22 protein-coding genes and 1 pseudogene are annotated in these 25,453 nt (G+C 67.0%); 12 read left to right on the forward strand and 11 right to left on the reverse strand.

What is annotated here, in order from left to right; all coding sequences use genetic code 11:
* Positions 1 to 47: 47 nt before the first annotated feature.
* A complete protein-coding gene (locus QX121_RS17170; protein WP_315812583.1) occupies positions 48 to 851 on the forward strand; it encodes an intradiol ring-cleavage dioxygenase in 804 nt (267 codons plus the stop codon).
* Here QX121_RS17170 and QX121_RS17175 read toward each other — a convergent pair whose 3' ends face one another.
* Together QX121_RS17175 and mddA are read right to left on the reverse strand one after the other, a co-directional pair.
* Entirely contained in the window at positions 852 to 2,042 is a 1,191-nt protein-coding gene (locus QX121_RS17175; RefSeq protein WP_315812566.1) for an MFS transporter, read from the reverse strand. It lies immediately after the preceding gene.
* 185 nt (positions 2,043 to 2,227) lie between these two features.
* Positions 2,228 to 3,007: a methanethiol S-methyltransferase gene (mddA, locus tag QX121_RS17180; RefSeq protein WP_315775632.1), complete on the reverse strand. Its 780-nt coding sequence runs from the start codon at positions 3,005 to 3,007 to the stop codon at positions 2,228 to 2,230.
* A gap of 146 nt (positions 3,008 to 3,153) precedes the next feature.
* Here mddA and QX121_RS17185 point away from each other — a divergent pair, with 146 nt between their 5' ends.
* The 4 genes from QX121_RS17185 to QX121_RS17200 all read left to right on the forward strand — a co-directional run bounded on the left by QX121_RS17185 (position 3,154) and on the right by QX121_RS17200 (position 6,555).
* Positions 3,154 to 4,704 (forward strand): alpha/beta fold hydrolase, encoded by a 1,551-nt coding sequence (locus QX121_RS17185; RefSeq protein ID WP_315812567.1) that lies wholly within the window; start codon positions 3,154 to 3,156, stop codon positions 4,702 to 4,704.
* A 36-nt stretch (positions 4,705 to 4,740) separates the two neighbouring features.
* On the forward strand, positions 4,741 to 4,908 hold the full coding sequence (locus tag QX121_RS17190; protein ID WP_315783961.1) for a hypothetical protein: 168 nt from the start codon (positions 4,741 to 4,743) through the stop codon (positions 4,906 to 4,908).
* Between the two features lie 70 nt (positions 4,909 to 4,978).
* A complete protein-coding gene (gene radC, locus QX121_RS17195; RefSeq protein WP_315775855.1) occupies positions 4,979 to 5,692 on the forward strand; it encodes a RadC family protein in 714 nt (237 codons plus the stop codon).
* 149 nt (positions 5,693 to 5,841) lie between these two features.
* Positions 5,842 to 6,555 (forward strand): hypothetical protein, encoded by a 714-nt coding sequence (locus tag QX121_RS17200; protein ID WP_315812568.1) that lies wholly within the window; start codon positions 5,842 to 5,844, stop codon positions 6,553 to 6,555.
* An 11-nt stretch (positions 6,556 to 6,566) separates the two neighbouring features.
* Here the strand turns inward: QX121_RS17200 and QX121_RS17205 are convergent, their stop codons facing one another.
* Entirely contained in the window at positions 6,567 to 7,427 is an 861-nt protein-coding gene (locus QX121_RS17205) for a DMT family transporter (RefSeq protein WP_315753878.1), read from the reverse strand.
* A 155-nt stretch (positions 7,428 to 7,582) separates the two neighbouring features.
* Between QX121_RS17205 and QX121_RS17210 the strand changes: the two genes are divergently transcribed.
* Positions 7,583 to 8,989: a PLP-dependent aminotransferase family protein gene (locus QX121_RS17210; RefSeq protein WP_315812569.1), complete on the forward strand. Its 1,407-nt coding sequence runs from the start codon at positions 7,583 to 7,585 to the stop codon at positions 8,987 to 8,989.
* Positions 8,990 to 8,992: 3 nt separating this feature from the next.
* Here the strand turns inward: QX121_RS17210 and QX121_RS17215 are convergent, their stop codons facing one another.
* The 7 genes from QX121_RS17215 to QX121_RS17245 form a co-directional block, all read right to left on the reverse strand.
* Positions 8,993 to 9,322 carry a hypothetical protein gene (locus QX121_RS17215; protein ID WP_315715302.1) on the reverse strand — a complete coding sequence of 110 codons (330 nt, stop codon included), beginning with the start codon at positions 9,320 to 9,322 and terminating at the stop codon, positions 8,993 to 8,995.
* Positions 9,323 to 9,429: 107 nt separating this feature from the next.
* Complete coding sequence (locus tag QX121_RS17220) at positions 9,430 to 11,082, reverse strand: PAS-domain containing protein (RefSeq protein WP_315812570.1); 1,653 nt, start codon at positions 11,080 to 11,082, stop codon at positions 9,430 to 9,432.
* 159 nt (positions 11,083 to 11,241) lie between these two features.
* Complete coding sequence (locus tag QX121_RS17225; protein WP_315735724.1) at positions 11,242 to 11,838, reverse strand: AprI/Inh family metalloprotease inhibitor; 597 nt, start codon at positions 11,836 to 11,838, stop codon at positions 11,242 to 11,244.
* Between the two features lie 92 nt (positions 11,839 to 11,930).
* Positions 11,931 to 12,914 carry a 2-hydroxyacid dehydrogenase gene (locus tag QX121_RS17230; RefSeq protein WP_315775637.1) on the reverse strand — a complete coding sequence of 328 codons (984 nt, stop codon included), beginning with the start codon at positions 12,912 to 12,914 and terminating at the stop codon, positions 11,931 to 11,933.
* Positions 12,914 to 13,642, reverse strand: coding sequence for an ABC transporter permease (locus tag QX121_RS17235; RefSeq protein ID WP_409997693.1), 729 nt, complete (start codon positions 13,640 to 13,642; stop codon positions 12,914 to 12,916). Before QX121_RS17235 ends, QX121_RS17230 begins: the two co-directional genes overlap by 1 nt.
* An 83-nt stretch (positions 13,643 to 13,725) precedes the next feature.
* The gene (locus tag QX121_RS17240) at positions 13,726 to 14,526 is read right to left on the reverse strand and encodes an ABC transporter ATP-binding protein (RefSeq protein ID WP_315812571.1); all 801 of its coding nucleotides are present in this window, start codon (positions 14,524 to 14,526) and stop codon (positions 13,726 to 13,728) included.
* Positions 14,527 to 14,551: 25 nt separating this feature from the next.
* On the reverse strand, positions 14,552 to 15,571 hold the full coding sequence (locus QX121_RS17245; RefSeq protein ID WP_409999118.1) for an ABC transporter substrate-binding protein: 1,020 nt from the start codon (positions 15,569 to 15,571) through the stop codon (positions 14,552 to 14,554).
* A 99-nt stretch (positions 15,572 to 15,670) separates the two neighbouring features.
* Here QX121_RS17245 and QX121_RS17250 point away from each other — a divergent pair, with 99 nt between their 5' ends.
* Positions 15,671 to 16,501: a creatininase family protein gene (locus QX121_RS17250; protein WP_315812572.1), complete on the forward strand. Its 831-nt coding sequence runs from the start codon at positions 15,671 to 15,673 to the stop codon at positions 16,499 to 16,501.
* Between the two features lie 229 nt (positions 16,502 to 16,730).
* Positions 16,731 to 17,006, forward strand: a complete 276-nt coding sequence (locus QX121_RS17255; RefSeq protein WP_315812573.1) for a hypothetical protein — start codon at positions 16,731 to 16,733, stop codon at positions 17,004 to 17,006.
* A 177-nt stretch (positions 17,007 to 17,183) separates the two neighbouring features.
* Here QX121_RS17255 and QX121_RS17260 read toward each other — a convergent pair whose 3' ends face one another.
* Positions 17,184 to 19,244 (reverse strand): carbohydrate porin, encoded by a 2,061-nt coding sequence (locus QX121_RS17260; RefSeq protein ID WP_315812574.1) that lies wholly within the window; start codon positions 19,242 to 19,244, stop codon positions 17,184 to 17,186.
* Between the two features lie 517 nt (positions 19,245 to 19,761).
* Here QX121_RS17260 and QX121_RS17265 point away from each other — a divergent pair.
* The 4 genes and pseudogenes from QX121_RS17265 to QX121_RS17280 form a co-directional block, all read left to right on the forward strand.
* Positions 19,762 to 20,253, forward strand: a pseudogene (locus tag QX121_RS17265) (creatininase family protein); the annotation flags it as partial.
* Positions 20,254 to 20,399: 146 nt separating this feature from the next.
* The gene (locus QX121_RS17270) at positions 20,400 to 20,684 is read left to right on the forward strand and encodes a hypothetical protein (RefSeq protein WP_315735045.1); all 285 of its coding nucleotides are present in this window, start codon (positions 20,400 to 20,402) and stop codon (positions 20,682 to 20,684) included.
* A gap of 344 nt (positions 20,685 to 21,028) precedes the next feature.
* Positions 21,029 to 23,014, forward strand: coding sequence for a carbohydrate porin (locus QX121_RS17275; RefSeq protein ID WP_315812575.1), 1,986 nt, complete (start codon positions 21,029 to 21,031; stop codon positions 23,012 to 23,014).
* Between the two features lie 309 nt (positions 23,015 to 23,323).
* Complete coding sequence (locus tag QX121_RS17280; RefSeq protein ID WP_315775641.1) at positions 23,324 to 24,634, forward strand: hemolysin family protein; 1,311 nt, start codon at positions 23,324 to 23,326, stop codon at positions 24,632 to 24,634.
* Positions 24,635 to 25,453: the final 819 nt, after the last annotated feature.

The raw sequence follows: 25,453 nt of genomic DNA on the forward strand, positions 1-25,453 counted from the left end.
GGCTGATCGACTGCCGGCTCCATCGCATGCGATTGCGGGAGGCAGCTCTGACCATCGCAACACGCCGTGGCGTTCTCGGCCTTCTCTCCGCGGGCGCAGCGCTGCTGACGCCGCCGGCGCGCGCCGCGTCGGAGACAGTTCCTGCATCGGCGAATGCCGACGATGCCTGCATCCTGACGCCGCAGTCGGAGTCGGGACCCTATTATCTCGATCCCAAGCTGGTGCGCGCCGAGATCGCTGAGGATCGGCCGGGCGTCCCGCTCAGGCTGCGCCTTCGCGTCATCGACGCCGGCTCCTGCGCACCGATCCCGGGCGCACGGGTCGACGTCTGGCACTGCGACGCCCGTGGCATCTATTCGGGTTATCCCGGCCAGAGCGACAATCACAAGCTCGACCAGAGCGGCAAGACGTTCCTGCGCGGCACCCAGATGGCCGATGCCGCCGGCTGGGCCGGCTTCAGGACGATCTATCCCGGCTGGTATGCCGGCCGCGCCACCCACATCCACTTCAGGGTGTTTGTCGACGAGGCCACGGTGTTGACGGGACAGACCTTCTTTCCCGAGGCGCTGAACGAGTTCATCTACACCAACGTGCCCGACTACACTAGACGGCCGAAGCAGCGGCTCGTCATCAATGCCAACGACCGCGTCGCGACCGAGGCCGATCCCGATCACCGCGCGCATTGCGCGGTGAAGGAGGAGCGCGACCATTATCTCGCAACATTGACGCTGGCTGTGAGGCGCAACCCGGCCGCCGCGGTCGAGATGCCCACCGGCAAGCTGCCGCCAGCGCCGTGGATCAAGGACCGGCTGGCGGCGCTGGTGCCCGGGCTGAGGCGCAGCCCGTTCTGATCAATTCGGCTCGGTGAACTGATAGGCCAGCGCGGCGAGCGGCAGCGCCATGCCGAATGCGGCGGCGGCCGTCCAGCCGCCATGCGCATAGGCCCACGCGCCGAGGCCCGACCCTGCAGCGCCCGCGACGAAGAAGGTGGTCATGTAGAGCCCGTTGAGTCGGCTGCGCTGGCCGGCGCCGAGCACGAACAGCACGCGATAGCCGAGAATGAGGCTGAGCTGCGCGCCGCAATCGATCGCGATGGCGGCGATCACCAGCGAGATCAACGACCAAGTCGTTCCGAGCGGGACCAACAGTGTCAGCGCGAACCCGGCAGCGCACAGCACCATCGACGCAACCGTCGCCGGTCTCGTCCAGCCGCGGTCGGCGATGCGGCCGGCCACCGGTGCCATGATCGCGCCGGCGACGCCGGCCAGCGCAAACAGGGCGATGCCGGTCTGCGACATCCGGAAATTCGGTCCGGCCAGCAGCAGCGGTGACGTGGTCCAGAACACGCTGAAGCCGCCGAACAGCGCGGCCTGGTACAGCGCGCGGCGGCGCAGCGCCGGCGTGTCGCGATAGAGCTCGACCATCGAGCCGAGCAGCTGGCCATAGCTCAGCCGCGCCTGCGGCTCACGCGGCGGCAGGGCCAGGCGCAGCACGACGGCAAGGATCAGCATGGCGAGCGCCGAGGCCGCATAGATGACGTGCCAGGAGGCATGCGCCGCAACGAAGCTCGCGAGCGGCCGCGCCAGCATGATGCCGAGCATCAGGCCGGTGGTGACATTGCCGACGGCGCGGCCGCGGATCGCCTCCGGCGCCATATGGCCGGCATACGGGATCAGGATCTGCACCGCGACCGAGCCGAAGCCGATCAGCAGCGCCGAGAGCAGGAATGTCGGAGGGCTCGTCGCCAGGGCCGCACAGCCGAGTGCGGCGGCGCCGACGATGATGGTCGTGATGACGAGCTTGCGGTTCTCGATGAGATCGCCGAGCGGCACTACGAGCAGCAGACCCGCGCCGTAGCCGATCTGGCTCATCGTCACCAGCAGTCCCGCGAGCTGCGGCCGCAGCCCGAGGTCGGCGCTGATCGGCCCGATCAACGGCTGCGCGTAATAGATGTTGGCGACGATCAGCCCGCAGGAAAAGGCCAATAACAGCGTGATCCAGGCCGACAGCGAGTCGCCGGAATCGGACGTGATGGTGGTCAACGCGGATCTCTCTCGGGCGGAAACGGCAGGCCATAGGGCCTTATGAGAACAGAGGCTGTCGAGCTGTGATTTTGCATCGCAGCATTCAAGCCCGACATAGGTGCTGAGGTCCCCCGCACCAATTCACGTCTACGTGGGCGCTGCATCGCCCAAGCCGGAGCGGAGGGAGCAGGCAATCGAGGCCGCTAGCGCATGCCACGCGCTGACGTTTCGGTCTCTTCGGTGCGCCGGCCGCCGATCAGCCGCGGCAGCAGCATCGGCACCCGCTGGCGGTAGCGCCGATAGCTCTCGCCGAACTCGGCAACCAGGTCCCGTTCCTCGAGCTGCAGCCCGATCAGGATGTAGGCCGTGCTGAGGACCGCGAACAGCAAATGACCGACCGACATCTCCGGCGTGGCCCAGAACGCGAGCAGGAAGCCCAGCATCAGCGGGTGGCGCACCAGGCGATACAGCAGCGGGGTCTTGAACGGCTGCGCCGTCGCATCGGTGCCGCGGAGGGCGAGGACGGCCTGCCGCAGGCCGAACAGATCGAAATGATCGATCATGTAGGTCGAGCTGAGCGCGATGAGCCAGCCGAGCCAGTGGACGCCGGTCAGCACGGCCGCGGCGACGCCCTCGACGCGCCAGACCGGAATCGGGATCGGACGCCATTGCCAGAACAGCAGCAGCAGGATCACGCTGGACAGCAGCACATAGGTGCTACGCTCGGCCGCCGCCGGAATGATGCGCGTGAACCACCGTTTGAAGGCCGGACGCGCCATCACGCTGTGCTGGGCCGCAAACAGCGCCAGCAGCAGCACGTCGACGACGACGGCCTCGGTCACGGTGCTGGACTCGCCCACGTCGATCGACTTGGCCGTGAGATAGTTGTAATTGCCGACGAAACCGACCGCCCAGACGAACGACCCAAGAAAGACGGCATAGCTCGTGATGGCGTAGAGCATGATGAGGAGACGTCCGGACATGAATGTTTCCTTGTTGCATCGAGGACGGCATGGCCGTGATCGAGACGCCCGATCCTGGGATCGTTCACGTCCCGCGCGAGCCTGAGCCTTACCAATCGACCGTCCCCCGAGCGTCCCCCGGACGCAGCCATGCAGGTCGCACGACAATGGTTCAGTTCCGCGTCCGGACATTCGGCTTTCCCGAGCTGCATCGCGACGGCCAGCCATGCCCGCTGTCGCTGCGCAAGGGCCTCGCTCTGCTGGTCTATCTGGCGGAGGCCAAGGGCCGCGTCGCGCGGGACGTTCTGGCGACGATGCTCTGGCCCGAGAGTTCCGAGGAGGTGGCGCGGGCGCGGCTGCGGCGCCTGCTGCACCGGCTCCAGCTCACGCTCGGCGACGGCTGCCTCACCGTCGATCGCGCGACGATTCGGTGGGCGGCCGCGGTCGAGCTGGAGGTCGAATCCGGGCTGTTCGAAACGGCCTGCGACCGCGGCGAATTCGAGCTGGCCTGCCGCCTCTATGCAGGTGACTTCCTCGACGGCTTCACGCCCGGCGATTGTCCGCAGTTCGAGGAATGGGCCTTCTTCCGGCGCGAAGCCTTGCGCGGCCGGGCGGTCCAGGCGCTGGAGCGCTTGGTGCAGGACCGCAGCGCGGCCGGTGACCATGCCGCGGCGGCGGCCCACGCCCGGCGCCTCGTCGCGTTCGATCCGCTCAGCGAGGTCTATGGCCGCGCCCTGATCCGCAGCCTGCTGCTGGCCGGCGACCGCGCCGCCGCCGAGCGTCATCTCGACGCCCTGACACAGCGCCTGCGCGACGAGCTCGGCGTCTCCCCCGAACCGGATACGCTGGCGCTGCTGACGCAGGGCGTCGCGGCGCAAGGCGAGAGCGCGCCGCCGACGCGCTATGTCCTGGGCGACGGCGTTCATCTGGCCTATCAGACCTACGGCACCGGTCCGCTGGACATTCTGCTGCTGCCCGGCTTCGTCTCGCATGTCGAGCGGATCTGGGAGGAGCCGCGCTGTCGGGCCTTGCTGTCCGCGCTCGCCAGAATCGGCCGTCTGATCCTGTTCGATCGCCGCGGCATCGGGCTCTCCGACCGGGTCGGTTTCAGCCCGAGCGTGGAGGCGACGGCGCGCGACATCGCGACCGTGCTCGACGCCGCCGGCAGCCGGCGCACGGTGCTGCTCGGCGCCTCCGAGGGCGGGCCGGCCTGCATCACCTTCGCGGCCGACCATCCCGAGCGAGTCGCCGGGCTGATCCTGTTCGCCTCGCTCGCCAAGGGCAGCGCGACATCAGACTATCCGCATGCGCTGCAGGCCGGCCAGTACAGCATCTGGCTGCGACAGCTCGTGGCCGAATGGGGCGGACCGGCGGGCATCGAGACGTTCGCACCGAGCCTGGCCGGCGATCCCCAGGCGCGGGCCTGGTGGGCCGGACTGCTTCGCGCGGCATCCAGCCCCGGCGCCATCAAGGGCCTGCTCGAAGCCTTCAGGGATATGGACGTCCGCCACCTGCTCGCCCGGGTCTCTGCGCCGACCCTGGTGCTGCACCGTCGCCATGACCGCGCCGTGCTCGTCGGGGCCGGGCGGCATCTCGCCAGCCATATCCGCCGCGCGCGCTTCGTCGAGTTCGACGGCGCCGACCATTGGATGTTCGCCGGCGACCAGAGGCCGGTCCTCGCCAGCATCGAAGCCTTCATCGGCAGTCTGCAGCCATAAGCAGGATCGCCCGACGGACGAGAAGGACGTCGTCCGGTGCTGCTCACGCTCGTGATCCTGTTCGGCCTCGGGCGGCTGCTGTTCTGGCTCGGCTATGCCAGGGGCGCGGCGGGCCGCGCCTTCGGCGTTGCTCTCACCTTCCACCCCACAGCGTTTCCGCTCATCGTCGGCCTCGTCCTCGTGCTGACCGGGCGCGCGGCCTAGCAAGGCGCGCCCTGCGGCGCGCGAGCACTTCGAGGTTGCAAAAATGCGGCATCACGGCATGCTGACGCCGATGCCCGAGAAAGCCCCTCCCCCCGACGATACGCCGCCGGACACGCCGCACTATCACGGCCACCGGCAGCGGCTGCGCGAGCGCTTCCACAGCGCCGGTCCCGACGCCCTCAACGACTACGAGCTGCTGGAGATGGTGCTGTTCGCCGCGCTGCCGCGGCGAGACGTCAAGCCGCTGGCGAAGGCGCTGCTGAAGACGTTCGGATCGTTCGCCGAGGTGATCCACGCGCCGGAGCCGCGGCTGCGCGAGATCGACGGCGTCGGCGACGCCTCGATCACCCAGCTCAAGCTGATCGCCGCCGCCGCGCACCGCATCGCCAAGGGCGAGGTGCGGCAGAAGCACGCGCTGGCGTCATGGCAGGACGTCATCACCTATTGCCGCACCAGCATGGCGTTCGCCGACAAGGAGCAGTTCAGGCTGTTGTTTCTCGACAAGCGCAACCAGCTGATCGCCGACGAGGTGCAGCAGACCGGCACCGTCGATCACACGCCGGTCTATCCGCGCGAGGTGATCAAGCGCGCGCTCGAATTGTCGGCCACTGCGATCATCCTGGTGCACAATCACCCTTCGGGCGATCCGACGCCGTCGCAGGCCGACATCCGGATGACCAAGACGATCGTGGAGATCGCCAAGCCGCTCGGCATCACGGTTCACGATCACATCATCGTCGGCAAGAACGGCCACACCAGCCTGAAGAGCATCGGGGTGATGTGAAGGCGCGACGCCGACGAGACGACGCATGCAGCGTGCCGCGGTCGGAGCCGCCAAAAGATCGCCGCGGGATAGACGAAACGTCGGGCCGCGTTGAACCGGCCGTCTTCCCACGTCGGCTAATGCTGGCGAAGCGTGGAGAGGAATGACGGATGCGCGCGGCCTTCATCGGACTGATCCTTGGCGTCCTGACCGTCACGGCGGCGGCTGCCTACGACGCCAACGATCCCGCCAATTGCAGTGGCATCGGCTGGGACGATGCGCGGCCGCTCGTCGTCGCCAAAGTGAGCGGCCAGCCGCGCGTGAATTTCGTCAAGAGCCCCTATGACGATGACTTCAAGGCCGCAGGCTGTCCCGCTGCGACCGACGCCTGCCGGAAGAAGGCGTACCTCGTCGGCGACGACCTCGTGCTGGTCGGCAGGACCCACGGCGGTTTCGTCTGCGTCAGCTACCAGGCGCCGCGTGCGAAGGCCCAGATCTGGACCACCGGCTGGCTGCCGCGCGCAGCCCTCACCACCGTCGCGCCGATGGCCGCGCCGGCAATGTCCGACTGGGCCGGAAGCTGGGAGCATCCGGGAGGGGGATTGACGATCAGGAAAGCGGCCGGCAACCGGCTCAGGATCGAAGGCGATCAGGTGTTGCCGGCCGGGCGCGAGTTGCGCAACGGATCGCTCGGCGCGACGGCAGAGCCCAAGGGCGGCCTGATCGCCTTTGTCGACGACGGCAGCACGCCGTTCGATCGGCCGAATGCCGGCGACGAGTGCCGCGTGCGTCTGCAGCGCATCGGCGCGCTTTTGCTGGTCGAGGACAACAATGATTGCGGCGGTGCCGGCGTCAGCTTCACCGGACTCTATCACCGCAAATAGCCGCTGACGGCTTACGCCCAGCGACGCGCCATCGCCACACAGACGACGACGATTCCGGCTGCGGCGATCATCGTGGCCGACACCGGCTCATGCAGCAGCAGGCTCGCGAAACCGAGGCCGAGGAAGGGCTGCAGCAATTGCAGTTGGCCCACCGTCGCAGTGCCGCCGCGCGCGAGCCCGCGGTACCAGAAGGCGAAGCCGATGAACATGCTGAAGACGGAGACATAGGCGAGGCCCAGCCACGCCGCGGCCGTGATGTCATGTGACGCGCCGGGTAGCGTCAGCACCGCCATCGACAGCATCAGCGGTGCGGACAACAGCAGCGCCCACGAGATCACCTGCCAGCCGCCGAGCCGGCGCGTGAGCATGGCGCCCTCGGCATAGCCCAGGCCGCAGACGATGATCGCGGCGATCATGGCGAGATCGCCGATCGGCGCCGCGACGCCGTCCTGCGACAGGGCGAAGCCCGAGACCGCCGCAGCGCCAAGGGCTGCGAACAGCCAGAACAACGGCCGCGGCCGCTCGCCGCCGCGCAGCACGCCGAACAAGGCGGTCGACAGCGGCAGCAGACCGACGAACACGATCGCATGGGCCGAGGTGATGTGCTGGAGCGCGAGCGCCGTGAGCAGCGGAAAGCCGATGACCACACCGAGCGATACGATCCCGAGCGACACCAGATCACGCCGGCCGGGCAGCGGCTGCCGCAACAGCAAAAGACAAAGCGCAGCCAGCACGGCCGCGAGCGTCGCGCGTGCGCCCGTCAGGAACAGCGGCGCAAAACCCTCCAGCGCCGCCCGTGTGGCCGGCAGCGAGCCACTGAAGATCGTCATGCCGACGATGCCGCTCCCCCAACCTTCGATCGATCCCTTCATGCACGGCTCCTCCTCGCAGATCCCTTAGCCGGATCGGGCTTGTTGCGGCAGTCACAGACCGATACAATTTCGACATTCTGTACTGATGCCGAAGGCAATACACTTTGGAATCAAGGACGCTCGAGTCCCGCCGAGACGGCACGCGGACCACCGCCGTGGTCGATGCGATCCGGCAGCGTCTGGCGACGCGCGCGCTCGACGTCGGCCAGCGCCTGCCGTCGATCCGCGCCTTCGCCGCGGCGATGGGCGTCTCGCCGGCCACCGTCGTCGAGGCCTATGACCGGCTCGCCGCCGAGGGTGTGATCCGGGCCCGGCGCGGCTCCGGCTTCTATGTCGCCGACACCGCGCTGCCGCCGTTGGCCCTCGCCGATCGCGAGCCGCACCGTCCGCGGGCGGTCGATCCGTTCTGGGTGTCGCGGCAGTCGCTCGACGCCGGGCCGGGAACGCTGATGCCCGGCTGCGGCTGGCTGCCGGCCGAGTGGATGCCGCAGGACGCGCTGCGGCGCGCGGTCCGCACGCTGGCGCGCGGCGGCGGCCCAGTGCTGAGCGACTACGGCGCGGCGCGAGGATCGGCGGCGCTACGACGGCTGCTGCAGGGCCGCCTTGCCGGCCTCGGCATCGACGCGTTCAGCGAGCAGCTGGTGCTGACCTCGTCCGGCACGCAGGCGATCGACCTGATCTGCCGCATGCTGCTGCGTCCCGGCGACGCCGTGCTCGTCGACGATCCCTGCTACTTCAATTTCCTGGCGTTGCTGCGCGCGCATCAGGCGCGGATCGTCAGCGTGCCGATGACGCCGGGCGGACCCGACGTCGCGCGGTTCGAGGCGATGCTCGCAGCCGAGCACCCGCGGCTCTACATCACCAATTCGGGCCTGCACAATCCGACCGGCGCGACGCTGTCGCTGCAGACGGCGCACCGGCTGCTCAACGCCGCCGCCGCGCACGACACGATCATCATCGAGGACGACATCTACGGCGATTTCGAGCCGGAGCCGTCGCCGCGGCTCGCGGCGCTCGACGGGCTCACGCGGGTGATCCTGGTCGGCAGCTTCTCCAAGACGCTGTCGGCCTCGGTGCGCTGCGGCTACATCGCCGCGCGCGCCGACTGGATCGAGCCGCTGATCGACCTGCAGATCGCGACCGGCTTCGGCGGCCCCGGACAGTTCGCCGCGGAGACACTGACCCAGGTGCTGACCAGCGGCAGCTACCGCAAGCACATCGAGGAGCTGCGCGCTCGGCTTGCGCGGGCGCGGCCGCGCGTGGCAGCACGGCTGCAGCGCATCGGCATCGCGCCCTGGCTGATGCCACGCGGCGGCTTTCATCTGTGGTGCAGGTTGCCGGACGGCCGTACGGCGATCGAGGTGGCCCAGGCCGCGCTCGAGGAACATGTGGTGCTCGCGCCCGGCGACGTCTTCAGCGCGGCGCAATCCGCCGCGACGATGATGCGCTTCAACGTCGCGCATTGCGAGGATCCGCGCGTCATCCACGTGCTGGAGCGCGCGACCAAGCCACCGGCCGCGCGTTCATCGCGCCGCCAGGCGGCCAATTCGGCCGACCGGTAAGACTTAGTAGCAGTAGCGCGGGTGTGCGCGGACCCATGACCCGTCGCCGCGCTGCAAATAGCAGCCATTGCGATAGGAATAATAACCGCCACGACGGCGCTCGCCGTCGGCCGCGATTGCAGCTCCGGTGCCGGCCCCGATCACGGCGCCGATCGCAGCGCCCCGGCCGCCGCCGATCGCGCCGCCCAGGATCGCTCCGCCGGCGCCGCCGAGGATCGCTCCGCCGAGCACGTCCTGCGCAGCAGCCTGATGCACCGGCGCGACGACGGCGAGCGTGAGCAGCGCCGCAGCGCCAAGGCGGGTAGCAAAGGGAATCCCCAGACGTCGGATCATGAACAGGCCTCCGTTCCGGGCACGCTAGTCCGCCCGGCGTGGCCGTTCTTGATGCAGATCAAGGCGACCTCAAGGCAGGGCAATCCCCGGCGTTGCCACGTGACGCATCATGCCGCCACGCGCTGATCCTGCGTGCGGTCCTCGATGATGCTGAGCAGATATTTCGGCTCGCCCTCGCCGATCGAGACCGGCAGCCGGCGCACGACGATGTCGCGCGGACCGTTTCCGGGTGTGAGGATGCTATGGGCTCGCGGCTCATCGTCGCCGCGCCCTGCGAGCTGTTCGCGGGCGGCTTCCTCGAGGATCGCGCCGGTCGGCGCGGAGAACAGTTCGCCCGGCGTGCGGCCGATGATGTCGGTGCGAGGCACGCCGAACAGACGCTCGGCGGCGCGATTGACGAACATGTAGCGCAGCGACTGCGCGTCCTTGGCCAGCACCGCCTGCGGGATGTTCTCCAGCAATGCGGCGAGGAAATATTCGACGCGCGCGAGCTTGCGCTCGGCACGGCGCTGCGCGGTGAAATCCTCGTGCGTCGCGATCCAGCCGCCGCCGTCCATCGGCCGCTCCGAGATGCGGATGATGCGGCCGTCGGCGAGCTCGACCTCGACGATCTCGGCCCTTCGCTCCTTCATGCACTCCCGTAGCGCGGCGAGGAACTCCGACGGCTTCTCACGCAGCAGGCCGAGCTTGGCGCGGTGCGCGAGGATCTCGCGCACATGCGCACCGGGCTTCGCAACCGAGGCAGGAACGCCGTACAGCTCGCGGTACTGCTCGTTGACCATCAGCACGTAGCCGAAGCTGTCGAGCATGATCAGGCCCTGGGCCATGTTGGCGACCGCGGCATCCAGACGCTGCTGGTTGCTGAGCGCGCCCTGCTCCAGCCGCTCGTGCTCGCGCAGGATGTCGGCGTGCTGGCGCTCGATCTCGACCTCGTGCTGCTCGAGCTCCTGAATCCGGAAGGCGCCGTTCTGGAAAGTCTCCACCGCATGCGCGACCCGTCCGATCTCGTCATGGCGCCGCGCATGGGGAATCTTGAGCTTGATGCGGCCGGCGGCGATGCGGTCGGTGACGCGGGCGATGTCCAGCAGCGGCATCAGCACGCCCCAGCGCAGCGCCAGCGCCGCGGCCGCGATCAGCACGATGATCACCGCCCCGAGCGCGCCCAGATAGAACGCGGCCATGCCGCGCGCGTCGGCCGCCTCGCCGAGCTCGCGGGTGCGGTCGGCATAGAGCCGCGACAATTTCTCGAGGTCCTCGTTGAGCGCGGTGCGCACCGCGCGATTCTCGTCATTGTCGCCGAGCTCGCGCGCCGCCGACGATCCGACCGAGATCGTCTGCCGCGCCATCTCCGTGCGGAATGCGACGAACTGATCGATCCGCTTCCTGAACGGGGCGAACAGCGCGGCGTCGTCATCTGTGACCCGGCTTTCCCATTCGTCGACCACCTTGCTCAGCTGCGCAATCTTCGCAAGCTGCGAATCGGCGTAGCGCCGCGCGACGGTGCGGTCCAACGACATGTAGATGCCGCGCGATTCCATCACGACCGCGTAGATCAGCGCGTTGGTGCGCTCGATGTTGCGGGCTGCAATGGAAAGCGCTTCGAGCCGGTCGTAGAACAGGCGCTGCTCGCGCAGCGCCGACAGCGCGCCCAGCGTCGACAGCATCACCAGGACGGCGAACGCGGCCGCAGCCGCAGAGATCTTGTCGTTGAGGCTGAACGACGGCAGCGACCTGTTGAACCGGCGCAACAACTCACGCATGGCGGGCCCCCTCGATGGAATGCAACCATCAGACGCAAGATGCGTAAACAACAAGTTCCAATTGGTGGAACAGGCACGTAACCGACCGTTAACCAAATCCGATGCCGGAAGAGGCTTGCCCGACGCGCGGCAAGGGCGCTCAACGGCGCGCGTCTCGCCCTACTGCCTGAGCATGATCAGCGGATTGGCGCTGTCGGGCACCAGCCGCCACTGCGCATTGTCGTCCGCCTCGAACCGCCAGGTCTCGCCGCGATCCGACATCAGCATCATCTGGCCGTGCTCGAGCCGCCACTGGCTCGGCGCGAACGCTGCGATCATGGGGTCGCATTTCGGCTTCACGAACACCTGGAAATTGTCGTGGCCGGCGTCGTTGTTGGTCAGCACCAGGCTGCAGATCGTGGCGCCATTGCCGCGGACCATGGCCCAGTCGCCGATCATCTGGTCCATGGATTTCGCCAGCGACCGCGCCGCCGCCAGGTTCTGCAGGATGTAGACGCCTTCGCCCTGGCGCAGGCCCTCGAAGATGCCGGCCTCGACCTCGGTGAAGTCGATCACCGCCTCGCCATTGGCTGCCTGGAGACTGACGATGTCGAGGCCCTTCACGTTCCAGCCGGCGATGTCCTTGGTGAAGGGCAGCGCGGCGGCACAGCCCGGCTCCAGTTCGAGCTTCTGCCCACGCGGCGCCGCGTCCGGCTTCAAGGTCACGACGCAGGTCTTGCTGCGCTCGGTGGTCGCAAGCTCCCACTGCCCGATCATCGCTTTCTTCAGGCCGGCGGCGTCCTGCGCAACGGCAGGGACGCCCGCCACTGACGACAGCAGCGCGATCAGCATTGGGAGCGAACGTTTCATCAGCGGCCTTTCACCGGCGTTTCCGGAACGGGCGTCAGCGGCGGCTTGCCGGCAAACCAGACCTTGAGATTGTCGACCACCAGCTGATCCATCGCGTTGCGGGTTACGATGGCAGCCGAGCCGATGTGTGGCAGCAGCACGACATTGTCCATCGCCTTGAGCGCGTCGGGCACCACCGGCTCCTTCTCGAACACGTCGAGGCCAGCCGCGAGAATCGCGCCGGATTTCAGCGCCTCGACCAAAGCCTGTTCGTCGATCACCGAGCCGCGGGCGACGTTGACGACGACGCCGCGCGGTCCGAGCGCCTTCAGCACCTCGGCATTGACGATCCGGTTGGTGCCGGCGCCGCCGGGCACGATCACGATGAGCGTGTCGACGTCCTTCGCCATCGCGAGCAGGTCGGGATAGTGCTTGTTGGCGACACCGGCCGCCGGATTGCGCGAGTGATAGACGACGGGGACCAGCGAGGCTTCGAGCCGGCGCGCGATCGCCTGGCCGATGCGGCCCATGCCGACCATGCCGACGGTGCGGTCGCGCAACGAGCCGACGCTGAGCGGATAGGGCTTCGACGTCCACTCGCCGGAGCGCACGAAGCGGTCGGCCTTGATGAACTCGCGGCAGGTGGCGATCAACAGGCCCATCGCGACGTCGGCGACCTCCTCGGTCAGGACATCGGGCGTGTTGGTGACGATGATGCCGTGCTGACCGGCATGGGCGGCCGCGATGTGGTCATAGCCGACGCCGAAGCTTGCGATCATCTCCAGCTTCGGCAGCATCGCCATCACGGCGGCATCGGTCTTCACGGTGTGGAAGGTCACCGCGACGCCGCGGATCCGCCCTTTCACGTCCGCTGGCAGCGCTTCGAGATCGGCCTGTGTCGTCGCATGGTGCACAGTGAAGCTGTCCGGGAAACCCTTTTCCAGGATCGGCCGCAGCGGCCCATAGATCAGAACATCGATCTTGTCAGACGAAGTGGCCGCCATCAGTTGTCCTTTCCAAGAGCACTTTCGTGCCAGCGCCGCAAAACGAGGTGCGAAACTAGCGCCAGCAAGCCATAGATGACAATCCCGGCGACCGACAGCAGCACCAGCGCGGCGAACATGCGGGGTATGTTGAGACGATAGCCGGATTCTGCGATGCGATAGGCGAGGCCTGATCCCGCGCCGGCGCTGCCGGCGGCGATCTCGGCGACGACGGCGCCGATCAGCGACAGGCCGCCGGCGATGCGCAGACCGCCGAGAATATAGGGCAGAGCGGCGGGCAATTTCAGATGGCGCAAGGTCTGCCAGCGCGAGGCGCCGTAGAGCTGGAACAGGCCGGCGAGATTGCGATCGACCGAGTTGAGCCCGAGCGCGGTGTTGGACAGCACGGGGAAGAAGCCGACGATCCAGGCGCACACGACCACCGCGGTCTGCTGCGGCAGATAGATCAGGAGCAGCGGCGCGACCGCGATCACGGGCGTCACCTGCAGCACCACGGCATAGGGAAACAACGCCCATTCCAGCCATCTCGACTGGTTGAACAGCAGCGCCAGCGCGATGCCGCCGAGGGCGGCGGCGATGAAGCCTTCGAGCGTCGTGATCAGTGTCGTCAGCAGCGACTGCGCCAGAATGTCCCAGTCGGCAACCAAGGTCTTCAGGATGAGCAGCGGCCCCGGCAGCACATAAGGCTGGATGCCGTTGACGCGCACCACCAGCTCCCACGCCGTCATCGCTGCGACGAAAACCAAGGCCGGAAAGGCGAGGCTCGCCAGCCGCGCTGCCGCGACAAACGTTCTCTGCTCTCGTACGCCGCTCACAGCGCATGCACCCCGGTGTAGGCCGGCGCCAACGCGTCCGAGACGCGGCGGCAATATGCGGCGTAGTCCGGCGAGGCGCGGAACGCATCATCGCGCGCGTCGACGTCGATCCGGATCTCGGCGCTGAGCCGGCCGGGCCGCGCCGTCATCACCAGCACGCGCTGCGACAGGTAGACCGACTCGAACACCGAATGGGTGACGAACAGGACGGTCATGTTCAGGCTGCGCCACAGCGCCAGCAGGTCGTTGTTGAGGCGGAAGCGCGTGATCTCGTCGAGGGCCGCGAACGGCTCGTCCATCAGCAGGATGTCGGGCCGTGTCACCAGCGCTCGCGCCAGCGAGGCGCGCATCTTCATGCCGCCGGACAATTCGCGCGGGAATGCATCGGCAAAATCCGACAGGCCGACCTGCGCCAAGGCGGCATCGATCCGCGGCCGTGCCTCCGTGGCCGGGACATGCGCAAGCTTCAACGGCAAGCCGACATTGTCGCGCACGCTGGTCCAGGGCATCAAGGTCGGCTCCTGGAACACGAAGCCGATGCGATGACCCGGATGCGTCTCGGACGCGAACGCCGCGACGTCGACCATACCGCCGCTCGGGCTCGCAAGCCCGGCGATCAGCCGCAGCGCCGTCGACTTGCCGCAGCCGGAGGGGCCGAGCAGCGAGACGAACTCGCCTTTGGAAATCGTCAGGTCGATCGGCCCCAGCGCGGCGACGCCGGACTCGTACACCTTGGTGACGCCGCGCAGGCGTACCGCGGTCGCAACGGCGCGCTCGGACGAGGGAGGTGAGCTCATGTGCTGAAAGCGCCGCTCAAGCGTCCTACTTCTTCGGCCGGAGATCGATGCCAACGCCCTTGTTGACGAAACGCAGCGTATAGGACTTGCGATAGTCGATCGTCGACTTGACCACGCCGGCTCGCACCATCTTGTCGAAGAAGCTGGCGATGCGCTCCTCCGTCATGGCGCCGATGCCCTTGTCCACGCTGTCGCCGGAATCGACGATGCCATACTCCTTCATCTTGGCGACCGAATAGGCCAGCAGGTCGTCGGTCATCTCCGGGTTCATCTTCTTGATCAGCGCATTGCCGGCGGAATTGTCGCCGTAGATGTAATTGTACCAGCCGACGATCGAGGCATCGACGAAACGCTGCACCAGGTCCGGCTTGCTCTCGATCAGGTCGCGCCGCGTCTCGATCAGGGTCGAATAGGTGTTGAAGCCGTTGTCTGCGAGCAGGATCACGCCGGGCTTGAAGCCGGCGGCGCGCTCGACCGCGAACGGCTCTGATGTCACGTAGCCCTGCATCGCGCTCTGCGCGGTGGCGATGAACGGCTGCGGATTGAACGTGTAGGGACGCACGTTCTTCTCCGAGAAGCCGTATTCGGACTTCAGCCACTGATAGTAGCTGGAGATGCCTTCCTTGGAGACGAACAGGGTCAGCGGCTTCAGCTCTTCGAGCTTGGTGATCCTGGACTCCGGATGCGTCAGGAACACCTGCGGGTCCTTCTGGAACATCGCGGCGATCGACACCACCGGCACGTTGTTGGCCACCGCGTCGAACGACATCAGCGTGTTCGCGGCCATGAAGAACTCGATCTTGCCGGAGATCAGCAGCATGCGGTTGTTCTCGTTCGGACCGCCCGGCACGATCGTCACGTCCAGACCGTAGCGCTTGTAGGTGCCGTCGGCGACCGCCTGGAAGAAGCCGCCATGCTCGGCCTCGGCGACCCAGTTGGTGCCGAACGAGACCTTGTCCAGGGTCTGGGCCTGGGCCGCCGGGACCAGCGCACCCGCGACGAGCAAAGCCGCCATTAACGTTCGCGACAGAAGCCCCTGCGTCATGATTGGATTCCCCGGTTAGTCTCGCCCAAGATGCCGTTCGAAATGCTATGGTCGGGCGATAAGTACCCTGCCCGAGGCACGAAAGAAACAGCCAGCACGATGACCACCCCGCCCCACGACTGGACCGAGCTGCACTGGCCCTTGATCGGAACGTCCGAGGCGGCGCGCTGGATCGCAGTGCTGCCGCTCGCGGCCACCGAGCAGCACGGACCGCATCTGCCGCTCGGCACAGATGTTTACATTGCGGAAGCCTATCTCGCCCGCGTGCGCGCGCTGCTGCCGCCGGCACTGCCGGTCACCTTCCTGCCGGTGCAGCCGGTCGGCATTTCCACCGAGCATATCGATTATCCGGGCACGCTGACCTTGCCGACCGAGACCGCGCTGCGGAGCTGGCGCGCGCTCGGCGACAGCGTGGCGCGCGCGGGAATCAGGAAGCTCGTGATCGTCACCAGCCATGGCGGCAACAGCGCCGCGATGACCCTGGTCGCGCAGGACCTGCGCGCCGCCTTTCGGATGCTGGTGGTGACGACATCTTGGTCGCGCTTCGGCGCGCCCGACGGCCTGTTTTCTTCCGACGAGCTGCGGCACGGCATCCATGGCGGCGCCGTCGAGACCTCGATCATGCAGGCCTGTCATCCGGAGCTGGTGCGTGGCGACGCCATCGCTGCCTTCGCGTCATCTGGCGCTGAGATCGAGAAGAACAATCGCGTGCTGTCGACGCAGCGGCCGGCGCCGATGACTTGGCAGACGCAGGACCTGAATGCGAGCGGTGCGGTCGGCGATGCCACGCAGGCGTCGGCGGAGAAGGGCGAGCGCGTGCTCGACCACGGCGCGCGGGCGTTCTGTGCGCTGCTCGAGGATATCGATAACTTCGACGTGAACGGGCTCGGCGGCGGCCCGCTGGCGAGCCGTTGGATTGGGCCCAACTAGAGCATGATCCGGAAAAGTGGAAACCGGTTTTCCGGAAAGATCATGCTCAAACAAAGAGATGAGATCATGATGCGATTCCGTGGAATCGCATCATGATCTAACTGGATTTTCAAACGAATCTCTGAACCGCCCCGGCCTTGTTCGGGCGATTCGAACCGCTTTCGAGAAGCCTCCGTCCAATTTGACAGACGGCCAGCACCGGCCGCCCAACGGAAAACAGGAGCCTTCCATGTTCATCAAGACCAAGCTTGCCGCCCTGACCCTCGCCGCCCTGACCGTGACCGGCGGCGTCGCCGCGACCTCCACGCCTGCCGAGGCCCATGGCTTCCATCACGGCTGGGGCTGGGGCGTCGGAGCCGGCCTCGTCGGCGCCGCTGTCGTCGGCAGCGCCATCGCCGCCAGCAACGACGGCTATTACTACGGCGGTTATCGGTACTGCCACTGGGTGCCCCAGTACGACGCGTTCGGACGTTACGTCGGCCGGGTCAGAGCCTGCGGCTATTGATGGCGCGACGGTCACCTTGCCCAACCGAATCCACCAGGGCTCGCCACGTCGGCTCGTGAACGCGCTGCAGCACCGGTCCCGCGTCTGATACGGGTGTCCCCATCAGCTCAGACCCGTGTCCCAACCCGCCCGGCTATCCCCCCCCGGGCGGATTGTCGGGGTGGCAGGTCGTTCGACTCAGAACTGCGCGTGCAGCCGCGACCCGATGATCGAGACCGGCCCGCGATCGCGGCTGTAGGCCGGGTTGACGATGAACTGATAGTCAAACGTCAACTGCCAATTGAACACCGGCAGCGAGTAATACGCTTCGAGGATCTTCTCGGCCCCGGGGTGCGGCAGCTGCCCATCACCAATCAGCGCCGTATAGCCGCCCGCGGCCAAATAGGCCTGATGCGCCGGCGAGATCTGATTGACCACCCCTGCGAGGCCGAACGTGTCGTCCGGCCGTCCCCAGAATCTGCCTGACACCGAGGTGCCGGCGGCAAAGGTCGTGTCAACGTCGGTGAACGCGTAGGCCTCCAGCTTCCCGGGCGTGTAGCCGGCGCGCGCGAACACGCCGAGCCCCGGCAGGATCTGCTGCTCCCAATTGGCGGAGATGCCGGGCTTGCTCTTGTAGGTCCGGACCGCCGCGAGATCCGGAGCGGCTCCAGTCTGCGCCGCCAGGGTCACCGCATCCTGGAAATTGCCGAGGCGGGCCCGCGTCAGATAGCCGGTGACCAGGATCTTGCCCGGCTGCCCCCAAAGCTCGTAGCGGCGTTCGAGTTCGCCGACCATCTGGAATTGGCCGAGCTTGGCATCGAGATCGGTGCTGTTTGGGACGGCCGGACCATCGAAGATACCGGCGCGGACCGTCCACGGGCCGGTGTACCACTCGGCCGCTGCGCCATAGGTGAACGCCCAGGCATCCGCGGCATAGTCGAACGTGCCGGTATTGACCAAGGTCCAGTTCAGGAAGTCGGCACGCGGGTCGTGGGCGTATTTGTTCTGGTCGAAGATATCGACGACGCCGAACTTGCCGACGGTGAAGACGAGACGATCGGATGTCTGTGATCCCGCGAACTGGTTGATGCCGGCCTCGACCTTCTGGCTCTCGCCGCCGAGATCGATGGTCTGGCGCAGGAAGGCGCGCGGAATGCGGGCATAGGGATAGCTTGAGCCGACCTTGTAGGCCTCAGCACTCGGGAAGCCGGCGACGCCGAACGTGCCGCTCAGGCCAAAGCCCTGGTCGATTTCGGGGTTGATCCAGATCTCGGCGCCGTCCCAGGGGCGGAAACCGACGTACAGGTCGAGGTCAAAGGTTTCGCGGCCGATATTGGGATCCAGGCTGTTCCGGCCGGCATAGGGGGCACGGAACGGAAAGTCGTACTGCGTCGTGATCGTGGTCTGGCCATGCACGGCGAAATTGTCGAGCTCGGGTGGCACGATGCCCTTGCCGAGCAGGTCCTTCTTGGCCGGATCCGTGCCCAGCTGGTAGTTGAGCCCGAGTTGCAGCCTTTGGATCGACAAATCGGAGTCGTAGAGCTGGCCGGCCGCGGTGAAGCGTTTCCGATGATGCCCGAACTCGGAGTCCAGGAATTCGAGCTTGGCGCTCCAGGCCGGCGCGATCGGCACTTCCACCCCGAGACCGGCGACCCAGCCGAGCCGCCAGGTCAGCGCCGTATCGACGTCGCCCACCGCCGCATTGCCGGCCGTGCCCGCGAGCTGAGTCCGCTCCAGACGGTCGTAGCTCCAGGCGAGGCCGCCGGTCGCGTAGACCAGCCATGGATTGAAGTCGTAACCGATACGCCCGCGCAGCGTACCCGTCCCCAGCACCGTATCGCGATAGGCCGCCTGGCCAGTTGCCGGGGAGGTCGGGGCCCGCACGCCGGCGAGCGTGTTCGGAGCCGAGAAGTCCCCCTCCACGCCGAGCAGGAGGCGCGGCGACAGCATCCGGTTGTAGCCGGCCTGCAGGCCGAACAGATAGCTGCCGGTCCCCTTGAAGGCATCATAGGAGTTAAACAGGCCGGTCGATCCCGAGAGCATCGGGACGCCGGCGCCGGCCTCGAGGGCGGTCCAGCCGGACTTGCCTGCGGCGTAGCCGAGGTGCCCGCCGATATAGAATCCGTTCCAGTCAGGGGCCGCCGAATTGTCATACGACTGCGGCCGCGAATTTACCGACCCGAGATCGGCCGCTGTCGCGGTTTTGGACAAAGTGAGCAGGAGACCGAGCGTCGCCCGAGCCAGGAGCCGGTGGTCCATCTTGTTCAATTCACGTGAGAATTACGATCAGTGCCGTTCTGACATCATCTCGTAACGGATTTGCAACACGCGGGTCTCCCACCATGCGGCAGTTCCGTCTTCGAATCGCTCGTCAGCTCGATTGCCTTGCGACGTCATGTCACAAGCGAGCTCGATCGCGAAGGGCCGACACCCGTTCCCACAGCCGATAGGGCCATCGAAAATCACCGCTTCCGCGCGCGAGCCGTGACGTGTGACTTCAAAGTCATTGCAAGTAACTTGCAATATTCGCTAGGGTCCGCATCACCAGCGCCTCTGTTCACTCCTGCTCCTGCGGTCCATACGCTTGCCGACGGTTACGCCAATACGATCCGGACGATCGCGCGTCCGAAGCTGGACCGGGCTTGCCGCCGTCGTCGTCCTCGGCTCGGGAGCTGCGGCCAGGCCGCGGATTTGGCGCTGAAAGCGCCGGTCGCACAGACGGAGTTCGATTGGACGGGTGTCTATGTCGGCGGCCACGCCGGCTATACGCGCGATCGGAATCACGAAGCTCGTGATTGTCACCAGCCATGGCGGCAACAGCGCCGCGATGACCCTGGTCGCGCAGGATCTGCGCGCAGATCACCGCATGCTGGTGGTGACGACGTCATGGTCGCGCTTCGGCGCGCCCGATGGCCTGTTCTCCGCCGACGAGCTGCGTCACGGCATCCATGGCGGTGCCGTCGAGACCTCGATCATGCTGGCCCGCCATCCCACGCTGGTGCGCAGCGATGCCATCGCCGCTTTCCCCTCGCGCGGCGCTGAGATGGAAACGACCTACGAGGTGCTCTCGACGCAGCGGCCGGCGCCGATGGCCTGGCAGACGCAGGACCTGAATGCGGGCGGCGCGGTCGGCGATGCCACGCAGGCCTCGGCGGAGAAGGGCGAGCGCGTGCTGGACCACGGCGCGCGGGCGTTCTGCGCGCTGCTGGAGGACGTCGATAACTTCGACGTGACCACGCTCGGCCACGGCCCGCTGCCAGGCTCCTGAGCCAAAGATAACATTCTGGATCTTCTGATGAATCTCCGGATGGCGTCGATCGCCATCAGGCGATTCGAACCGGTTTCGAAAAGGCTCCGTCCAATTTGGCAAGCGGCCGACGCCGGCCGACGCAACATCAAACAGGAGCCTTCACCATGTCGATCAAAACCAAGATTGCCACCCTCGCGCTGACCGCGCTCGCCGTGACCGGCAGCATCGCCGCAACGTCGACGCCTGCGGCGGCCAACGGCTTCCATCATCATCACCATTGGGGCTGGGGCGTCGGTGCCGGCCTCGTCGGAGCCGCCGTCGTCGGCAGCGCCATCGCCGCCAGCAACGACAGCTACTCCTATGGCGGTGGCTATCGGTACTGCCGCTGGGTGCCGCAGTACAACGTCTACGGCCAGTATGTCGGCCGCGTCAGGGCCTGCGGCTATTGATGCCGGGCGTTCGTCGCGTCCCGCCCGGCCCCGGCCAAGGCCGCCTCGCCAATTCGCCAAGGCCGGGCGTCTACCGCCCCGATCTGCGATCTCCACAGCCCGCCCGGCCACCCGGGCGGGCTGATTTGTTGCGTGGGCGCCACACCCTCAATCGGAAACCGGATGAGACCGCCCCACGCTTGCTGTTGCGAATTAATCGCAATATAAATCATCCACAAATTACCGCGTGCCGTCCACACTTCCGATCGAACATCGACGACTCCGTAATCTTCTCGTGACTGTGCGCGGGCAATCAGTTGTGACGTTTGCCTGTGTCGTTTGCCTCGCCTTGGGAATCCGCCGCCATGATCCGTTCGAACTGCACCCGGGAGATGATCGCGGCCGGCGCCATGATCGCCGCGCTCGCTGCCCCCGCCGCTGCCGCCGACCTGCCGGTCAAGGCGCGGATGGCGCAGACGGTGTTCGACTGGACCGGCCTCTATGTCGGCGTCCATGCCGGCTATACGCGCGACCGCGCCCAGGCGACGCTGACCGACCCGAGCGGGACGGTCAGCGCCGGTAGCCCGTTCAGCGGTCTCACTGGCGGCGTGCAGGCCGGCTACAACTGGGTCACCCGCTCCGGGCTGTTGCTCGGGCTCGAGGGCGATTTCAGCTTTCCGAACTATCTCACCTCCAACCACACCGTCGCGATGCTCGGCACGCCCATCTCGAACGTCTCGGAGCTGTGGGACTATGTCGCCACCGCCCGCGGCCGCGTCGGCTACATCAAGGGCGACTGGCTGGTCTACGCCACCGGCGGCCTCGCCTGGACCGGCGGCCGCTTCATCAACACCAATGCGGCCGGCGACACCGAGAAGCTGCTGACGACGCGGCTCGGCTGGGCCGCCGGCGCCGGCATCGAGCGCAGCTTTGCGCCGCATTGGAGCTGGCGCCTCGAATATCTCTACAGCCATTTCGAGAACGGTGGCGTCCGCTTCTCCAACGGCGCCAGCTACAATTCGCAACTCGACTTCCAGACCCTGCGGGTCGGGCTCAACCGCAAGCTCGATTTCGTGGGCGGTCCCGACCTGAAGCTCAAGAGCGATCCGTCCGATCCCGAATCCGACCGCTGGGAGATCCACGGCCAGGCGACCGTGATCGGCCAGGGCTATCCGGCGTTCCGCGCCGCCTACACCGGCGCCAACAGCCTGACACCCGCGCGTCAATTCCAGGAGACCTGGAGCAACAGCCTGTACATCAACGCGCGGCTGTGGGACGGCGGCGAGGTCTACTACAATCCCGAGCTGCTGCAGGGCTTCGGCCTCAGCAACACCGTCGGAGCAGGAGGCTTCCCCAATGGCGAAGCGCAGAAGTCCGACTTCCCCTATCCGCACTACAACACCTCGCGGCTGTTCCTGCGCCAGACCTTCGGCTTCGGCGGCGAGCAGGAGCAGCTCGGCAGCGGCCAGCTGCAGCTGTCCGGCAAGCAGGACATCTCGCGTCTCACGCTTCAGATCGGAAAATTCCCCGTGCTCGACGTGTTCGACGGCAACGCCTACGCCAAGGACGCACGCAAGGACTTCATGAACTGGTCGGTCTGGGCGCCCGGCGCCTTCGACTATGCCGCTGACAAGCTCGGACTGACCTATGGCGCCACCGCCGAGTTGAACCAGAAGAACTGGGCGCTGCGCGCCGGCTATTTCCTGGTCGATGCCGAGTCGAACTCGAACAATTTCGACACGCGCGTGTTCAGGCGCGGCGAGTATGTCGTCGAGCTGGAGACGCGCTATCAGCTGTTCTCGCAGCCGGGACATTTGCGCACGATCGGCTGGTTCAACAGCGTGTTCGCCGGCAGCTATCGCGAGACGCTGGACAATCCCGCGCTCAATCTCGACATCAGCCAGACCCGCCGCGGCCGCGGCAAATTCGGCTACGTGATCAGCTTCGACCAGGCGCTCTCCGACGATGTCGGCCTGTTCGGACGCTGGAGCTGGAACGACGGCAAGAACGAGATCATGGCGTTCACCGACATCGACAGCAGCCTGTCGTTGGGCACCTCGATCAAGGGCACGCGCTGGGGCCGTCCCGACGACACCATCGGCCTCGCCGGCGTGACCAACGGGCTGTCGCGCGACCACCGCGCCTTCCTCGCCGCCGGCGGCCTCGGCCCGCTGATCGGCGACGGCGCGCTGAACTACCGGCGCGAGAACATCATCGAGGCCTACTACGCCTACTCGATCAACAAATACCTGACCTTCACGGCGGACTATCAGTTCATCAGCAATCCCGCCTACAACGCCGACCGCGGTCCGGTGTCGATCTTCTCGGGGCGGCTGCACGGGGATTTCTGAGCGGCGGCTGTTTTTATTTGCGCAGGCCATAGCTCCTCACTCGGTGTCGTCCCCGCAAACGCGGGGACCCATACCGCGGAAGCTATCGAGGGACGTCACTGCCGATTGCCCGCCTCACGACCGCCGGTGGCTATGGGTCCCAGCTCAAGGCCGGGACGACAGCGGAGGTCCAGGCGCGGCAAGCCCCAATCTGACCGCCCACCCGTCTCCAGCCATGCCCCCACCGCAACGCGGCATTGGGCGCTTGCCACCCCCATATGCTAGGACCTGTCCCCATCCCGCCCCCTCCGGGCGCCAGACCAGGTCGAAATGCTCTCCGTCGAACTCGCCATCATCGTCGTCCTCATCGTCGTCAACGGGCTGTTGTCGATGTCCGAACTCGCGATCGTCTCGTCGCGGCCGGCACGCCTCGCCATGCTGGCCGAAAAGGGCATCGCCGGCGCCCGTCGGGCGCTGGCGCTGGCGTCCGATCCGGGGAGGTTCCTGTCGACGGTGCAGATCGGCATCACCCTGGTCGGCGTGCTCTCTGGCGCATTCTCGGGCGCCACGCTCGGCCAGCGCCTGACGCAGTGGCTGCTGGAGCTCGGCCTGTCCGCCTCCGTTGCCGACATCATCGGCGTCGGCCTGGTCGTCACCACCATCACCTATGCGACCCTGATCGTCGGCGAGCTGGTGCCGAAGCAGCTGGCGCTGCGCGACCCCGAGGCCGTGGCGGTCCGCGTCGCGCCCGCCATGCAGGTGCTCGCCAAGGTGTCGCTGCCGCTCGTGGTGCTGCTCGATCTCTCCGGCAAGTTGATCCTGACGCTGCTCGGCCGCTCCGGCGAGGCCGAGGAGAAGGTGTCGGAGGCGGAGATCCACCATCTGGTGCGCGAGGCCGAGACCGCAGGCGTGCTCGAGCCCGGCGAGAAGGAGATGATCGCCGGCGTGATGCGGCTCGGCGACCGCCCGGTCGGCGCCATCATGACGCCGCGCCCCGAGGTCGACGTCGTCGACCTCAACGACGATCCCAAGACCATTCGCGAGCTGCTCGCCAAGAGCCCGCATTCGCGCCTGCCGGTGTCGGACGGCGAGCGCGACCGTCCGATCGGCGTGCTCCAGGCCAAGGACCTGCTGGCCGCCTATCTGCGCGACGAGACGCCGGACCTGCGCAGCCTGGTGCGGGAGGTGCCGATCATTCCCTCCACCGTCGATGCGCGCGACGTGATCGCGATTCTCAAGGTGGCGCCCGTGCATATGGGGCTCGTCCACGACGAATACGGCGCGTTCGAAGGCGTCGTGACCGCGGCGGATATTCTGGAGTCGATCGTCGGCGCGTTCTCCTCGGAGGAAGGTCCGCCGGAGCCGGCCTGCCTCCGCCGCGACGACGGATCGCTGCTCGTCTCCGGCTGGATGCAACTCGACGAGTTCGCCGACGTCCTCGCCATCGAGGTGCCGCCACATCGCGGCTACCACACCGTCGCCGGCCTGGTGCTGCAGCATTTCGGCAGCGTGCCCGCGGTCGGCCAGAGCTTCGAGCTGCAAGGGTGGCGCTTCGAGATCATCGACCTCGACGGCCGCCGCATCGACAAGATCCTGGCGACCAGGCTCGCCCCGGAGGGCGGCGAGCCGAACGTGGGGTAGCGCTCACTCAATTGCGCCAGGGCGTTTCATGATGCGTATCTCGGCCCGCATCATCGAGAGACCCGCGCAGGCGCGGCACCGGCGGTGCGCCCCCTCTCCCGCTTGCGGGGGAGGGCTGGGGTGGGGGTGCCACAGCGGCAGTCTTTCCGGAGCAATCCCCCACCCGCATCGCATCTGACGATGCGATGCGACCTCCCCCGCACGCGGGGGGAGGCGCTGACCGATCGCGCCGCGCCTGCGTGCCACAAACAACTTTGCAATCCCCGATTCGCCCGTCGGGCGGAGTGCCGATCTCCAACACGCCGGCGGACGGCCGATGCGCCACGCATGTCGCCTGCGCCAAAACACTCATTTCCCCCGCGCCCTCAATATGAAGACCCACTTCAAGAGCCTCTGCGAAAAATAAACAGCTTCCGAAAATCATAATTCCTGTCCTATGCTCCTCCCATTCCGGTCCTGATGAGGGGCGTACGCGCGTCGTCACGAACGTTGGACCGGCAATGCGATGGACGTGACGGCGGCGCTGGACGAGCGCTGTCGTCGCGGACGGCGAAATCGTGTGGTCCTGACCTCCCGACGCTGAGGTCCGCGGCAGCGCGCGTGATGCGCGCGTTGTCGCCACGGTGGCCAGAAAGCCGGCGCACCGGGGAGATCACGTATAAGCCGTTAAAACCGATCGCGCAGGGAGGGCCGGGTCGTTCCGGCTGAACCTTGTATGGGGAGTAAGTTGTCAAGAGGGGCGTCGTTTGTTGGGGGCGGTCTTTGGCGCCAAGGAGAGGCGCGGTCAAGGCTGGCCGAAGGCCACCGCCGGAGGCGGCG

Source organism: Bradyrhizobium sp. SZCCHNR2028 (assembly GCF_032380995.1).
Taxonomy (GTDB): Bacteria; Pseudomonadota; Alphaproteobacteria; order Rhizobiales; family Xanthobacteraceae; genus Bradyrhizobium.

Coding starts and splice junctions, on each gene's coding strand:
- mddA (WP_315775632.1), bottom strand. CDS start 3,007: ATGTCCGGACGTCTCCTCATCATGCTCTACGCCATCACGAGCTATGCC.
- QX121_RS17185 (WP_315812567.1), top strand. CDS start 3,154: ATGGTTCAGTTCCGCGTCCGGACATTCGGCTTTCCCGAGCTGCATCGC.
- radC (WP_315775855.1), top strand. CDS start 4,979: ATGCCCGAGAAAGCCCCTCCCCCCGACGATACGCCGCCGGACACGCCG.
- QX121_RS17200 (WP_315812568.1), top strand. CDS start 5,842: ATGCGCGCGGCCTTCATCGGACTGATCCTTGGCGTCCTGACCGTCACG.
- QX121_RS17205 (WP_315753878.1), bottom strand. CDS start 7,427: ATGAAGGGATCGATCGAAGGTTGGGGGAGCGGCATCGTCGGCATGACG.
- QX121_RS17215 (WP_315715302.1), bottom strand. CDS start 9,322: ATGATCCGACGTCTGGGGATTCCCTTTGCTACCCGCCTTGGCGCTGCG.
- QX121_RS17220 (WP_315812570.1), bottom strand. CDS start 11,082: ATGCGTGAGTTGTTGCGCCGGTTCAACAGGTCGCTGCCGTCGTTCAGC.
- QX121_RS17225 (WP_315735724.1), bottom strand. CDS start 11,838: ATGATCGGGCAGTGGGAGCTTGCGACCACCGAGCGCAGCAAGACCTGC.
- QX121_RS17230 (WP_315775637.1), bottom strand. CDS start 12,914: ATGGCGGCCACTTCGTCTGACAAGATCGATGTTCTGATCTATGGGCCG.
- QX121_RS17235 (WP_409997693.1), bottom strand. CDS start 13,642: ATGACGGCGTGGGAGCTGGTGGTGCGCGTCAACGGCATCCAGCCTTAT.
- QX121_RS17240 (WP_315812571.1), bottom strand. CDS start 14,526: ATGAGCTCACCTCCCTCGTCCGAGCGCGCCGTTGCGACCGCGGTACGC.
- QX121_RS17245 (WP_409999118.1), bottom strand. CDS start 15,571: ATGACGCAGGGGCTTCTGTCGCGAACGTTAATGGCGGCTTTGCTCGTC.
- QX121_RS17250 (WP_315812572.1), top strand. CDS start 15,671: ATGACCACCCCGCCCCACGACTGGACCGAGCTGCACTGGCCCTTGATC.
- QX121_RS17255 (WP_315812573.1), top strand. CDS start 16,731: ATGTTCATCAAGACCAAGCTTGCCGCCCTGACCCTCGCCGCCCTGACC.
- QX121_RS17260 (WP_315812574.1), bottom strand. CDS start 19,244: ATGGACCACCGGCTCCTGGCTCGGGCGACGCTCGGTCTCCTGCTCACT.
- QX121_RS17270 (WP_315735045.1), top strand. CDS start 20,400: ATGTCGATCAAAACCAAGATTGCCACCCTCGCGCTGACCGCGCTCGCC.
- QX121_RS17275 (WP_315812575.1), top strand. CDS start 21,029: ATGATCCGTTCGAACTGCACCCGGGAGATGATCGCGGCCGGCGCCATG.
- QX121_RS17280 (WP_315775641.1), top strand. CDS start 23,324: ATGCTCTCCGTCGAACTCGCCATCATCGTCGTCCTCATCGTCGTCAAC.